At 57.7% G+C, this 13,294-nt stretch carries 8 protein-coding genes and 1 pseudogene; 7 read left to right on the top strand and 2 right to left on the bottom strand.

Going from position 1 to position 13,294, the window contains the following annotated elements; translation table 11 throughout:
* The first annotated feature begins 26 nt into the window (after positions 1-26).
* From WE862_RS15145 to WE862_RS15155, 3 genes and pseudogenes are all read left to right on the top strand, one after another.
* A complete protein-coding gene (locus WE862_RS15145) occupies positions 27-311 on the top strand; it encodes a pyrimidine/purine nucleoside phosphorylase (RefSeq protein WP_042030890.1) in 285 nt (94 codons plus the stop codon).
* A gap of 151 nt (positions 312-462) precedes the next feature.
* Positions 463-1,848 carry an L-serine ammonia-lyase gene (locus WE862_RS15150; RefSeq protein ID WP_042030889.1) on the top strand — a complete coding sequence of 462 codons (1,386 nt, stop codon included), beginning with the start codon at positions 463-465 and terminating at the stop codon, positions 1,846-1,848.
* 275 nt (positions 1,849-2,123) lie between these two features.
* Positions 2,124-3,494, top strand: a pseudogene (locus WE862_RS15155) (L-serine ammonia-lyase).
* Positions 3,495-3,660: 166 nt separating this feature from the next.
* Here the strand turns inward: WE862_RS15155 and WE862_RS15160 are convergent.
* Complete coding sequence (locus tag WE862_RS15160; protein ID WP_042030888.1) at positions 3,661-5,187, bottom strand: fumarate hydratase; 1,527 nt, start codon at positions 5,185-5,187, stop codon at positions 3,661-3,663.
* Positions 5,188-5,481: 294 nt separating this feature from the next.
* On the opposite strand from WE862_RS15160, the gene pabB reads away from it, so the two are divergent.
* From pabB to WE862_RS15175, 3 genes are all read left to right on the top strand, one after another.
* Positions 5,482-6,765 carry an aminodeoxychorismate synthase component I gene (gene pabB / locus WE862_RS15165; RefSeq protein WP_042030887.1) on the top strand — a complete coding sequence of 428 codons (1,284 nt, stop codon included), beginning with the start codon at positions 5,482-5,484 and terminating at the stop codon, positions 6,763-6,765.
* A gap of 41 nt (positions 6,766-6,806) precedes the next feature.
* Positions 6,807-7,373 (top strand): CoA pyrophosphatase, encoded by a 567-nt coding sequence (locus WE862_RS15170; protein ID WP_042030886.1) that lies wholly within the window; start codon positions 6,807-6,809, stop codon positions 7,371-7,373.
* Positions 7,374-7,589: 216 nt separating this feature from the next.
* The gene (locus WE862_RS15175) at positions 7,590-8,888 is read left to right on the top strand and encodes a serine/threonine transporter (protein WP_042030885.1); all 1,299 of its coding nucleotides are present in this window, start codon (positions 7,590-7,592) and stop codon (positions 8,886-8,888) included.
* A gap of 364 nt (positions 8,889-9,252) precedes the next feature.
* On the opposite strand, the gene sstT is transcribed toward WE862_RS15175, so the two are convergent.
* Positions 9,253-10,503: a serine/threonine transporter SstT gene (sstT, locus tag WE862_RS15180; RefSeq protein ID WP_042030884.1), complete on the bottom strand. Its 1,251-nt coding sequence runs from the start codon at positions 10,501-10,503 to the stop codon at positions 9,253-9,255.
* Between the two features lie 318 nt (positions 10,504-10,821).
* Between sstT and WE862_RS15185 the strand changes: the two genes are divergently transcribed.
* Positions 10,822-12,735 (top strand): RecQ family ATP-dependent DNA helicase, encoded by a 1,914-nt coding sequence (locus tag WE862_RS15185; protein WP_042031055.1) that lies wholly within the window; start codon positions 10,822-10,824, stop codon positions 12,733-12,735.
* Positions 12,736-13,294: the final 559 nt, after the last annotated feature.

Below are 13,294 nucleotides of genomic sequence, written 5' to 3' on the forward strand. Positions count from 1 at the left end.
ACAACCGAATATACAAGGATGTAAAGATGCTGAAAGTTAACGAATATTTTGACGGAAATGTAAAATCCATCGGTTTTGAGCAAAAAGGCGAGAAATCTACTGTCGGCGTCATGAACGTCGGTGAATACCTGTTCAATACCGCCGCCCCCGAGCGTATGACGGTGATCAAGGGCGCCCTGACCATCCAGCTGGCGGATGAAGATGAGTGGCACACCTACAGCCAGGGTGAATCCTTCCTGGTTGCGGGCCACTCCTCCTTCAAACTGGAAGTGACTACCCCCACCGCCTACCTGTGTGAATTTCTCGACTGATCAGCCCGGCTGAAGGGGCTCATCCCTTCAGCCCTCTCTCCCCTCCTGCTCTTCATATCTATACCCATGTCACAGCGCGGCACATCCCCGCTTTTCATCCATGGCAAAAATCCTAGAATAAACAGACATAAACCATCATCGGAGTGGTGTCATGATCAGTGTGTTTGACCTTTTCTCTATCGGTATCGGCCCCTCCTCTTCCCATACAGTCGGTCCCATGCGCGCCTCTTATGCTTTTGTGCAGCAGCTCAAGCTCCATGGTCATCTGTCTCATACTGCGCGGGTCGAAGTGGAGTGTTACGGCTCGCTGGGCCAAACCGGCAAGGGACACGGTACCGGCAAGGCGATCATTCTGGGGCTGTCGGGCTTTGAACCGGAATCGGTCGATATCGATGCCATCCCCGCCATTCTGGCGCGAGTGGAAAAGGAGCAGAGCCTGCAACTGGCAGGCGAGCAACCAAGCCATTTTCCCCGCACCGGTGCCATCATCTTCAACCGCCGCAAAACCCTGCCGGCCCACACCAACGGCATGACTCTGCGCGCCTTTGGCGAAGATGAGAACCTGCGCTTCAGCCAGACCTACTACTCGATTGGCGGCGGCTTCATCATTGAAGAGAGCCACTTCGCTACCGCCAAGGAGGAGGCCGCCAGAACGGATAGCGAGCATCCCATCCCCTACCCCTTCGAGAGCGGCGCCCAGCTGCTGGCCCACTGTCAGGAGAGCGGTCTCTCCATCTCCGGCATCATTCTGGCCAACGAGCGGGTCTTTCGCAGCGACGAACAGATAAAGAGCGGCCTTCGCAAGATCTGGCAGGCGATGCAGGGTTGCGTCGAGCGGGGTTGCAAGAGTGAAGGGGTACTGCCGGGTGGGCTCAAGGTACGGCGCCGTGCTCCGGGGCTGTTTCGCCAGCTCAGCTGCGAGACCAACTTCAACAAGGATCCACTGATGGTGATGGAGTGGGTCGATCTGTTTGCGCTGGCCGTCAACGAAGAGAATGCGGCAGGCGGCCGGGTGGTCACAGCCCCCACCAACGGCGCCTCCGGCATCATTCCGGCGGTGCTTCACTACTATGATCGCTTCGTCCACAAGGTCGATGACGACGAGCTGGTGCGCTTTTTCCTCACTGCGGCAGCGATCGGCATCTTATATAAGAAGAACGCCTCCCTCTCGGGAGCGGAAGTGGGCTGTCAGGGTGAAGTGGGCGTGGCCTGCTCCATGGCGGCCGGCGCGCTGACCGAACTCTTGGGTGGCAGTCCGGCCATGGTGGAGAACGCCGCCGAGATCGGCATGGAGCACAACCTCGGGCTCACCTGCGATCCCATCGGCGGGCTGGTACAGGTGCCCTGCATCGAGCGCAACGCCATGGGCGCAGTGAAAGCGATCAATGCAGCCCGTCTTGCCCTGCGCGGCACTGGGGAGCACAAGGTGTCGCTGGACAAGGTGATCAAAACCATGTGGGAGACCGGCAACGACATGAAGACAAAATACAAGGAGACGGCCCGGGGTGGCCTCGCCGTTAACATTACCGAATGTTAAAAAACGGCAATTGACTCCATTTGGTTCCGAAATGCCCGGCATCGCCGGGTATTTTTATGGGTAAACGCTTAACAAAATGGATAAGCACCAAAATAAATTTTATACTCGCGCCTCAAACTCAACAAAAATAGATCTATTTCAACTTTTTTTAGGTCGCGAGCCGTTACACTACGGTTATCTGGTTAAGTGACCTGCGCAAACCAGCGCGTTCCATGGATCTCCCAAATTTCTGTGAGTGGGCATGCCGCCCCCTTCTACCCTGAGGTAATAGTGACATGATCAGCGTTTTTGATATCTTCAAAATCGGTGTAGGCCCCTCTTCTTCCCACACTGTTGGCCCGATGAAAGCAGCCAAACAGTTTGTTGACGAACTGCGCGCAGGCGGCAAGATCCGCGATATCACCCGCATCAATGTCGATGTCTACGGCTCCCTCTCCTGAACCGGTAAAGGCCACCACACCGACACCGCCATCATCATGGGCCTGGCCGGCAACCTGCCGGAAAACGTCGATATCGATGCCATCCCTGAATTTATCTCCCGCGTAGAACAGACCGAGCGCCTGCCGATCGGCCTGCACTGCCACACCGTCAGCTTCCCGCGCGATGCCATGGTATTCCACGACGAAGCCCTGCCGCTGCACGAAAACGGCATGAAGCTGACTGCGCTGATCGAAGATGAAGTGGTCTACAGCAAGACCTACTACTCCATCGGTGGCGGTTTCATCGTTGACGAAGAGAACTTCGGCAAGGCTGACAGCGGCGACATGTCCGTACGTTACCCGTTCAAGAGCGCCGCTGAACTGGTTGCCCACTGCAGCCAGACCGGTCTCTCCATCTCTGCCCTGATGATGGAAAACGAGAAATGCTTCAACACTCCGGAAGAGATCTACAAGAAGTTCGGCAAGATCTGGAACACCATGCGTGAAGGTATCGAGCGCGGCTGCCGTACCGAAGGCGTTCTCTCCGGCCCGCTGCGCGTGCCCCGTCGTGCGGCTCCGCTCTACCGTCAGCTCAACACCAACGAGAATCTCTCGAGCGACCCGATGAACATCGTTGACTGGGTCAACATGTTCGCTCTGGCCGTGAGTGAAGAGAACGCTGCCGGTGGCCGCGTGGTCACCGCTCCGACCAACGGCGCTGCCGGCATCATCCCGGCCGTACTGGCCTACTACGACAAGTTCATCCAGCCGGTTGGCCGCGACGAGTACACCCGTTTCTATCTGGCTGCCGGTGCCGTCGGCATCCTCTACAAGATGAACGCCTCCATTTCCGGCGCCGAAGTGGGCTGTCAGGGTGAAGTGGGTGTCTCCTGCTCCATGGCCGCTGCCGGCCTGACCGAGCTGATGGGCGGTAGCCCGGAGCACGTCTGCGAAGCCGCTGAAATCGGTATGGAGCACAACCTGGGTCTGACCTGTGACCCGGTTGCCGGCCAGGTTCAGGTGCCCTGCATCGAGCGTAACGCCATCGCAGCCATGAAGGCGGTCAACGCCTCCCGTATGGCCCTGCGTCGTACCTCCAAGCCGCGCGTCTCGCTGGACAAGGTGATCGACACCATGTACGTCACCGGCAAGGACATGGACTCCAAGTACCGTGAAACCTCCCGTGGCGGTCTGGCCATCAAGGTGATGCAGGTTGCCTGCGACTAAGCAGCCACTGGCATGACGACAAAAGGCGGGTTATCCCGCCTTTTTTCTTTTTACCGGTTCCGGCACTTCATCACTGGAAGAGTGGATAACAAAAAGGATGGCCTTGTGGGCCATCTTTTTTATCTGCGCTATCCAACCAATCACGGCACTATGACCGCACGCCGGATCAGGAGGAGAGTTTGCCATCCAGTTCGGCAATCTTGGCAGACCAGTAGGCCGGGCCGGTTTCGTGGATATTGTTGCCTTCGGAATCGACCGCAACGGTCACCGGCATATCTTCCACTTCAAACTCGTAGATCGCTTCCATGCCGAGATCGGCAAAGGCCACCACGCGGGCTTTCTTGATCGCCTTGGCCACCAGATAGGCGGCGCCACCAACGGCCATCAGATAAACAGCCTTGTGCTGCTTGATGCTCTCGACGGTTTTCGGGCCGCGCTCGGATTTGCCGATCATGCCGATCAGGCCGGTTTCACCCAGCATCATATCGGTGAACTTGTCCATCCGGGTGGAGGTGGTGGGACCTGCCGGGCCGACCACTTCGTCGCGCACCGCATCGACCGGGCCAACGTAATAGATAAAGCGGTTGGTGAAATCGACCCCTTCCGGCAGCCCTTCGCCACGGGCCAGCATATCGGCGATACGCTTGTGGGCAGCATCGCGGCCGGTGAGGATCTTGCCGGAGAGCAGCACGGTATCACCGCTCTTCCAGCTGGCCAGCTCGGCCTTGGTGATGCCATCGACGTTGACACGACGCACGTTGCCACCCGCTTCACGGGTGATCTCCGGCCAGTCGCTCAGTTTCGGCGGAGTCAGCTCGGCGGGGCCTGAACCATCGAGTTCAAAGTGAACGTGACGGGTCGCGGCGCAGTTGGGGATCATCACTACCGGCTTGGAGGCAGCGTGAGTCGGCGCGGATTTCACCTTCACATCCAGCACGGTAGTGAGGCCGCCCAGACCCTGGGCACCGATCCCCAGCTTGTTGACCTTGTCGTAGAGCTCGACGCGCAGTTTCTCTTCAGTGGTTTGCGGGCCACGGGCCATCAACTCCTGAATGTCGATGTGCTCCATCAGCGCCTCTTTGGCCAGCACGGCGGCCTTCTCGGCAGTACCGCCGATGCCGATGCCGAGCATGCCGGGCGGGCACCAGCCTGCGCCCATGGTCGGCACGGTTTTGAGCACCCACTCGACGATATCATCGGAGGGATTGAGCATGACCATTTTGGATTTGTTCTCGGAACCACCGCCCTTGGCGGCGATGCTCACCTCGACCTTGTCACCCGGGATCATGTCGATATGGACGACCGCAGGAGCGTTGTCTTTGGTGTTTTTGCGACTGCCGGCCGGGTCGGCCAGCACCGAGGCGCGCAGCGGGTTGTCCGGATTGGTGTAGGCACGGCGGGTACCTTCATCCACCATCTCCTGCACCGTCATGTCACTGTCCCACTGCACCTGCATGCCGATCTTCACAAAGCAGGTGACGATGCCGGTATCCTGACAGAGCGGACGGTGGCCTTCGGCAGACATGCGGGAGTTGATCAGGATCTGAGCCAGCGCATCCTTGGCTGCGGGGTTGGCTTCCCGATCATAAGCAGCTTTGGCGGCCTGGACAAAATCCAGCGGGTGGTAATAGGAGATGTACTGGAGGGCATCTGCGATGGAATCGATAAAATCCTGTTTTTTTATAATGCTCATATCATCCTCACTGGTCCTTGCGTCGCACGGGTGCGATGGACAAGGGCTTCCATATGATGGCTGTACAGAGGCGCAAACCAAACACTATCGGTCAGCAAAAAACCTGAAGCACAGCAGTTTTTTCTTTAGTCACCGACACCTATGATACGCTTGCCCACCAGCACCGACTAGGGTTCGGGAATCAAACTGTTGCCTGTGTAACATAAAATGACGCCATCACTGCATATCCATTATCCAGATCATCACACTCCTCTCCACGCGCTATTTGCACGGCTGCAACATCAGCCGTGGGCCATGCTGCTGGAGTCAGCCGGGCCACTTGGTGCCGACAATGGCTTCGACATCATCACCGCCGATCCGCTGGCCACTCTCCAAACCTGCGGCCAGCTCACCACGGTGCGCAGCAGCAATATAGAAAAAGAGCATCATGGCGACCCCCTCACCCTGCTGGCCGAACTTCAGCAGCAACTGCTTGGCCAACCGGTCGCACACGACAGTAAACTGCCTTTTATAGGCGGCGCACTCGGGCTGTTTGGCTACGATCTGGGCCGCCACTTTGAACAGCTGCCAAGTCAGGCTGCCGCCGATATCAAGGTGCCCGACATGGCGGTGGGGATCTATGACTGGGCGCTGCTGCGCAGCGTCGAGACCGGCGCCTGGCAACTGGTGCACTGGGGAGATGAAGCGGGTCTTGCCAGACGTATCGCCTGGCTCGAGCAGCAAGTGGCCGAGCCGGCACCGCCATTCCACCTGCAAGGCAGCTGGCAAAGCAACATGAGCCGGGAAGCTTATGGCGAGAAGTTTGCCCGCATTCAGGAGTACCTCGCGGCGGGAGATTGCTACCAAATCAACCTGACCCAGCGCTTCAGTGCCCCCTATCAGGGCGATGAGTGGCAGGCTTACTGCACGCTGGCGGCAGCCAACAAGGCGCCGTTCTCTGCCTTTTTGCGCTTGCCGGACAGCGCCATTTTAAGCCTCTCCCCCGAGCGATTCTTGCTGCTCGATGGTCGCCATATCGAGACCAAGCCCATCAAGGGCACCCGCCCGCGCCATCCTGATCCAGCCATCGATCTGGATATAGCCCAAGAGCTGTCACAGGCGGACAAGGACAGATCAGAGAATCTGATGATCGTGGATCTGCTGCGCAATGATATCGGGCGGGTGAGCAGGCCGGGCTCGGTCAGCGTCCCTCACCTCTTTGCGGTAGAGTCCTTTCCGGCAGTGCACCATCTGGTCTCCACCATTCATGGCGAACTCGATAGCCGCTGGCAAGGGGTCGATCTGCTGCGCGCCTGCTTCCCGGGTGGCTCCATCACAGGTGCGCCCAAGATCCGCGCCATGGAGATCATCGAGGAGCTGGAGCCCCAGCGACGCAACGCCTACTGCGGCAGCATCGGCTACCTCAGCCAGCATGGCCGGATGGACACCAGCATCTGCATTCGCACCCTGATTGCCGAAGCGGGCCGTCTGCACTGCTGGGCTGGAGGTGGCATCATCGCCGACTCCGATGCCGACAGCGAATATCAGGAGACCTATGACAAGGTCGCCCGCATTCTGCCACTGCTCACCGCACTGTGAGCTTGAGCCCCGGATAAACTGCCACGGAACCACGTTACGCCATGGATCGCCACGAACTGCTGACCCGTTTCTCCCTGCAACGGCCGGCGCCTGCACATCGCCTTGCCATCGCCGGCCTCAGCCCGGCGGCGGTGCTGGTGCCTGTCGTGGAGCGCTGCGATGGCCTTCACCTGCTGCTCACCCGCCGCAGTGCCCGGCTGCGCCATCATGCCGGGCAAATAAGCTTTCCGGGCGGGCGTCAGGACCCCGATGATCAGGATCTCATCGCCACCGCGCTGCGGGAGACCAGAGAGGAGCTCGGCATCCCCTCTCATCTCGTGCAGGTGATCGGCACCCTCAATCCGCTCAATACCATCTCGCGCTTCGAGGTGCTGCCGGTACTGGCTCTGCTCGATGCCGACTACCCCCTCGAATTGAGTGCAGATGAGGTGGAGCATGCCTTTGAGGTACCGTTAAACCACCTGCTCGATCGCCGCAATCATATCGCCCTCACCTTTGTTCGGGCGGGTAAACAGCACACCGTCTACTGGATCCCTTGGCAACAGCACTACATCTGGGGAGCCACAGCCAGCATGATCTGCCAGCTGGCCCAGCACCTCGAGCGATAACAATTTGACAACTTCTGGCAGAGCGGAATTTAATCATTAACATTAAACTAACGTGCCAAATGATAAACAAAAATTGATTTTTTACTGTTTTGATCACGTTTCTATAAGAAACTCGGGGTTTTCGTCTGTTAAAGATGAATTTGATCAACATTTTTGATTAAAAAAACCGTATCCTTGCCGCCGACTTAATAAGAACCACAATTCGGGGTGAGATAGATGTCAAATACTGTCACTGGCGCACAGGATGTCGCGACCGTAAAGAAGCAAGGCACGAGCTTCGTCCAGAGTAAAGGCTGGACAAAACAAGATTCAACCTGGGTTATCAGCCTGTTTGGTACTGCTGTTGGCGCAGGCATCCTGTTCCTGCCGATCAACGCAGGCATGGGCGGCTTCTGGCCACTGGTGGTGATGGCGCTGCTGGTTGGCCCGATGACCTACCTGGCTCACCGTGGTCTGGCCCGTTTCGTTCTCTCCTCCAAAAAGCCCAATGCGGATATCACGGAGGTGGTAGAAGAGCACTTTGGTGCCGGTGCAGGCAAGCTGATCACCCTGCTCTACTTCTTCGCGATCTACCCTATCGTGCTGATCTACGGCGTGGGTATCACCAACACCGTGGAAAGCTTCATGGTCAACCAGCTGCAGATGAGTGCACCGCCGCGCTGGATCCTCTCCATTGTGCTGATCATGGGCATGATGTCCGTGATGCTGGCAGGCGAAAAGTTGATGCTGAAAGTGACCGAAGTACTGGTCTACCCGCTGATCGCCATCCTGGCCGGTATCTCCCTCTACCTGATCCCGGACTGGACTGGCGCCGCTCTGGAGCAAGTGCCTTCTGCCAAGGATTTCGCCGTCACTCTGTGGCTGACCATCCCGGTACTGGTCTTCTCCTTCAACCACAGCCCGGCCATCTCCAGCTTTTCGCTGGCCCAGCGCCGCGACCACGGTGATCAGGCCGTCGAGAAAGCCGATGCCATCCTCAAGCGTACCGCCATGGTGCTGCTGGGCTTCGTGATGTTCTTCGTCTTCTCCTGCGTGATGAGCCTGACACCGGCTCAGCTGGCTGAAGCCAAAGCCCAGAACATCGCCGTGCTCTCCTATCTGGCCAACCAGCATGCGAGCCCCATCATCTCCTACTTCGGTCCGCTAGTTGCGTTCGTCGCCATCGTCTCCTCCTTCTTCGGCCACTATCTGGGTGCCCGTGAAGGTCTGAAAGGGATGATCGTGCAGAACATGCGCAAATCCGGCAAAGAGCCGAACGCCAAGAAAGTCGAGATGTTCATCATCGCCTTCTTCATCCTGACCCTGTGGGGCACTGCCATTGCCAACCCCTCCATCCTGGGCATGATTGAATCGCTGGGCGGCCCCATCATAGCGACCATCCTGTTCATCATGCCGATGTACGCCATCAAGCGCGTCCCGGCCATGGCGAAGTATCAGGGCCACATCAGCAACGTCTTCGTGACCGTGATGGGCCTGACAGCCATCTCCGCCATCCTCTATCAGCTGGTCGGTTAATCCCGCCTCCGATAGTCAAAAACCAGCCGGCAACGGCTGGTTTTTTTATTGCGTCATTCTGCGTTCTTCTCTGGAAATCCCAGCTCCTTTACTCAGTTGCCCCGGTTAACCAAGCTCCCTGCACTACTGCATATCTGTGCCATCACAGCCCTCCTCCCACATCATAAGAACCCGTTTTTATCTCGCCCTGTGGGGTAAACACATCCCCACCCGTCACTACGCAACAGCCTTCTGACTGTCTGTCTATCCATTTGCCAAGCCCCACATAGTTGTGGCAAACCCACGAAACCAGGCAAAATTGAGGCAATAAAAAGCGCCCTCCGAAGAGGGCGCCAAAAAAACGCATTAGCCAGTGAGGCTGAAATCAGGCTTCGCTACTGGGCAGCGCGGCAGGTTCCAGCAGGGTTTCATCTTCGGCCATGCAGGCCGCTGCGGTGAAGAGCACGTCGGTGGAGCTGTTAAGCGCCGTTTCCGCCGAATCTTGCAGCACGCCGATGATAAAGCCGACGGCAACCACTTGCATGGCGATATCGTTGCCGATACCAAACAGGCTGCAGGCGAGCGGGATCAGCAGCAGGGAGCCACCGGCTACGCCGGACGCGCCACAAGCACTAATGGTTGCGACCACGGAGAGCAGCACCGCCGTTGCAAGATCCACTTCCATACCCAGGGTATGCACCGCCGCCATGGAGAGCACTGTAATGGTGATGGCTGCACCCGCCATGTTGATGGTGGCGCCCAGCGGAATGGAGACCGCATAGGTATCCTCCGGCAGACGCAACTTTTCACACAGCGCCATGTTGACCGGGATATTGGCCGCAGAGCTGCGGGTAAAGAAGGCGGTCACACCGCTCTCTTTGAGGCAAGTCAGCACCAGCGGATAAGGGTTGCGCTTGATCTTCCAGAACACGATCAGCGGGTTGACCACGAAGGCGATAAAGAGCATGGAACCGATCAGCACCATCAGCAGTTGGGCATAACCAAACAGGGCGTCAAAGCCGGTTTCCGCCAGGGTGGAGGCGACCAGACCCAGGATCCCGAGCGGCGCGCAGCGGATCACCGCTTTCACGATGGCCGAGACGCCGTGGGACAAATCGGTGATCAGCGCCTTGGTGCTCTCGTTGGCATGGCGCATGGCGATGCCCAGACCAATGGCCCACGCCAGAATACCGATATAGTTGGCATCCATCAGCGCCTTCACCGGGTTGGTTACCACGTTGAACAGCAGGGTCTGCAACACCTCGGTGATGCCGCCAGGTGGAGTGATCTCGGCCGTATTGGCCACCAGATGCAGATCGGAGGGAAAGAGGAAGCTGGCAATCACCGCGACCACGGCCGCAGAGAAGGTGCCAAACAGATAGAGCAGCAAAATCGGTCGCATGTTGGTCTTCTGACCCTGCTTGTGACCAATGATGGCTGCCATGACCAGTACGAATACCAGCAGCGGGGCCACCGCTTTCAGTGCGCCCACAAACAGGCTGCCAAGCAGACCTGCCGTTTTGGCCCACTCGGGGGCAAACATCGCCAGCAAGATACCGAAAACCAGACCAACCAGGATCTGGCTGACCAGACTGGTGCTATTGACCAGCCGAAGGAGGGGGTGTTGTTGTGTCATCAAAAAAGTCCCTAGGCACCGTAGTGCTCGATTCATGAGTCCTGTCTGCAACCCTCCCGCCAGCATGATTCCGTTCTGACGGGTTGCCTGCGGCCAGCCTTCTGTCGGGCCGATCCGCCGGTCACCGGATTGCATGACGGAATATCCCATTCACCACCGCTTTTTTCCAGAGACCTACCAAAAAATATCCAGTATCCGGCACAAATAACCGCAACAAAAACACAACAACAGAGTAACCATCCATTTTTGTTCGTTTTATCAACACCCGGGCGGATGGCCAACTGTGGTATCATCCACCATTTGCTGCGGAGCCTTGCCATGATCCCCTCCCTTCTGACCCGACACTTCGGTTTCTCCAGTCTCCGGCCTGGCCAGGAGGCGGTCATCAACCGGATCATGGCTGGCCAGAGTGCTATCGCCATCTTCCCCACCGGCTCTGGCAAATCCCTCTGCTATCAGCTGCCCGCCCTTGCCCTACCCCACCTGACGCTGGTGATCTCGCCCCTGATTGCGTTGATGCACGATCAGCTCGCCTTCCTTAAAAGCAAGGGGATCAGCGCCGCCACTCTCGACTCGAGCCAGAGTCCGGAAGAGAGCCGACAGGTGATGCAACAGGCGCTGGCTGGCCAGCTCAAGATCCTGATGATCTCGGTGGAACGCCTCAAGAACGAGCGCTTTCGCCGCTTCATCCAGCAGGTGCCGCTCTCGCTGCTGGTCGTCGATGAGGCGCACTGTATCTCGGAGTGGGGACACAACTTTCGCCCCGACTACCTCAAACTACCGGACTACCGCCAAGAGTTGCAGATCCCGCAGGTGTTGCTGCTGACAGCCACCGCGACTCCAGCCGTTATTGACGACATGCAAGCCAAATTCGCCATTGAACCGCAAGGGGTGGTTGTCACCGGCTTCTACCGGCCCAACCTCGACTTGTCCGTCATCCCGATGCTACCGGAGGCGCGCAGCGAATGGCTCTGTCAGACGCTGGCACACTCTCAAGGGGCACCGACCATCGTCTATGTCACCCTGCAACATACGGCAGAGGAGTGCGCCGAGGTGCTGGCCAGACGGGGGATCAACGCCCGAGCCTACCATGCCGGGCTCGATGCGGCGCTGCGCAGCCAGATCCAGCTCGACTTCATGAGCAGCAAGGTGGATTGCATCGTCGCCACCATCGCGTTTGGCATGGGGATCGACAAGGCCGATATCCGCCAGGTGATCCACTATGACCTGCCCAAGTCCATCGAGAACTACAGCCAGGAGATTGGCCGCGCCGGGCGAGATGGCCAGCCATCACGCTGCATTGTGCTGGCCAACCAGAGCCAGCTGCCGGTGCTGGAAAACTTTGTCTATGGCGATACGCCCGATCTGAACGCCATTGTTCAACTCCTCGGCCAGATCCGCCAAAGCGGACCCGAGTGGGAGTTCCCCCTGCTGCGCCTCTCGAACGATACCAATATCCGCCAGTTGCCGCTTAAAACCCTGCTGGTCTATCTGGAGATGGCGGGCATCATCACCCCGGCCTACAGCTACTACGCTGACTACCGTTTCAAATTCGTGCTGGAGAAGCGCGACATTCTTGCCCGCTTCAACCCGGAACGACGTCAGTTTCTGGAGCAGCTGTTCGCCTGCGCGCCACTGGCACGCAGCTGGTGCACCATGGATTTCGATGCCCTCTGGCAGAGTTACCAAGGAGAGCGGCAACGGGCGGTCGCTGCCCTCGACTATTTGCAGCAACAGGGCTGGATCGAGCTTGAGAGCAAGCAGATGACCGAGGTCTACCGGATCAACCGCCATGACTGGGAACCCGCTGCACAGGCCAGCGCACTGCACGTTCTATTCCTGCAAAAAGAGCAGAGCGAGCTGGCCAGACTGCAAGCCATGCTCGACTTTTTCACCTCGGATGAGTGCCTGAGCCACCGTCTCGCCCGTTATTTCGCAGATGAGGCGGCGCCAGCCCAGTGTGGTCACTGCTCGGTTTGTCGTAGCGAGGTTGCTGTACTGCCTCCCCTGCCCCTGCAGACTATGCCAAATGATGCGGGGATCCGCGCCTGGTGCGATCCACTCATCGCCAAGGCTGGCTCACAGGATGCTCGCATGCTCACCCGCTTTCTGTGCGGCATCACCACGCCGCTCACCAGCAAAATCAAGGCAAGATCGTTGGCCGGCTTCGGCCAGCTAGCCCAACATCCATTTGCTGACGTGCTGCTGGCGGTCGAGCAAGCCTACGCCTGACCATTCGTACACCTCTTACATCCCGCAACGGCTCACACAAGCTGAAAAAAGAAGACCCTCGCTATTGCGAGGGTCAAGCCAACGGAAACGTGCTTAAACAGAGCTTGGTGAGATCACGATACACTCTCTTGCTAAAGCGTCTCGCTGCTCACACATGGCCAATCTAGGGCAGCAATAATGTAGCGTCAATGTAAAAATTAGAGCCAATAGTCTAACCCATTGAGTTTACGTTGACGTGAACGTAATGATATTTTTATCCATATCTGTGCAAGCCAACCCCCGCCTCATCTTTTACTGTTCACCTTTCAGGCAACACTGGCAGTTTCCACTTTCCAATAAACATTTATTTTTTATGTCTTTGACATTTACCTCACTATCGTGGCAAAAATAATTTAACAGTCAGTAACATAGGTGTGTTGTTGACTGACCCTCCCGCACAAGGATCGGGCAGGTTTCCTCCGCATTTAACCAATCGACCTTGATGGATTACTGGGGGCTGTTGACTAGGCTTAACATTGCAAACAACACAAAAGCAGTCATCCAACTTTTTCAGGGCAAG

This window comes from Aeromonas jandaei, from assembly GCF_037890695.1.
GTDB lineage: Bacteria > Pseudomonadota > Gammaproteobacteria > Enterobacterales > Aeromonadaceae > Aeromonas > Aeromonas jandaei.

Bases quoted from the DNA above. Each gene is read 5' to 3' on its own strand.
- WE862_RS15145 (WP_042030890.1), top strand. From the start codon at position 27: ATGCTGAAAGTTAACGAATATTTTGACGGAAATGTAAAATCCATCGGT.
- WE862_RS15150 (WP_042030889.1), top strand. From the start codon at position 463: ATGATCAGTGTGTTTGACCTTTTCTCTATCGGTATCGGCCCCTCCTCT.
- WE862_RS15160 (WP_042030888.1), bottom strand. From the start codon at position 5,187: ATGAGCATTATAAAAAAACAGGATTTTATCGATTCCATCGCAGATGCC.
- pabB (WP_042030887.1), top strand. From the start codon at position 5,482: ATGCTGCTGGAGTCAGCCGGGCCACTTGGTGCCGACAATGGCTTCGAC.
- WE862_RS15170 (WP_042030886.1), top strand. From the start codon at position 6,807: ATGGATCGCCACGAACTGCTGACCCGTTTCTCCCTGCAACGGCCGGCG.
- WE862_RS15175 (WP_042030885.1), top strand. From the start codon at position 7,590: ATGTCAAATACTGTCACTGGCGCACAGGATGTCGCGACCGTAAAGAAG.
- sstT (WP_042030884.1), bottom strand. From the start codon at position 10,503: ATGACACAACAACACCCCCTCCTTCGGCTGGTCAATAGCACCAGTCTG.
- WE862_RS15185 (WP_042031055.1), top strand. From the start codon at position 10,822: ATGATCCCCTCCCTTCTGACCCGACACTTCGGTTTCTCCAGTCTCCGG.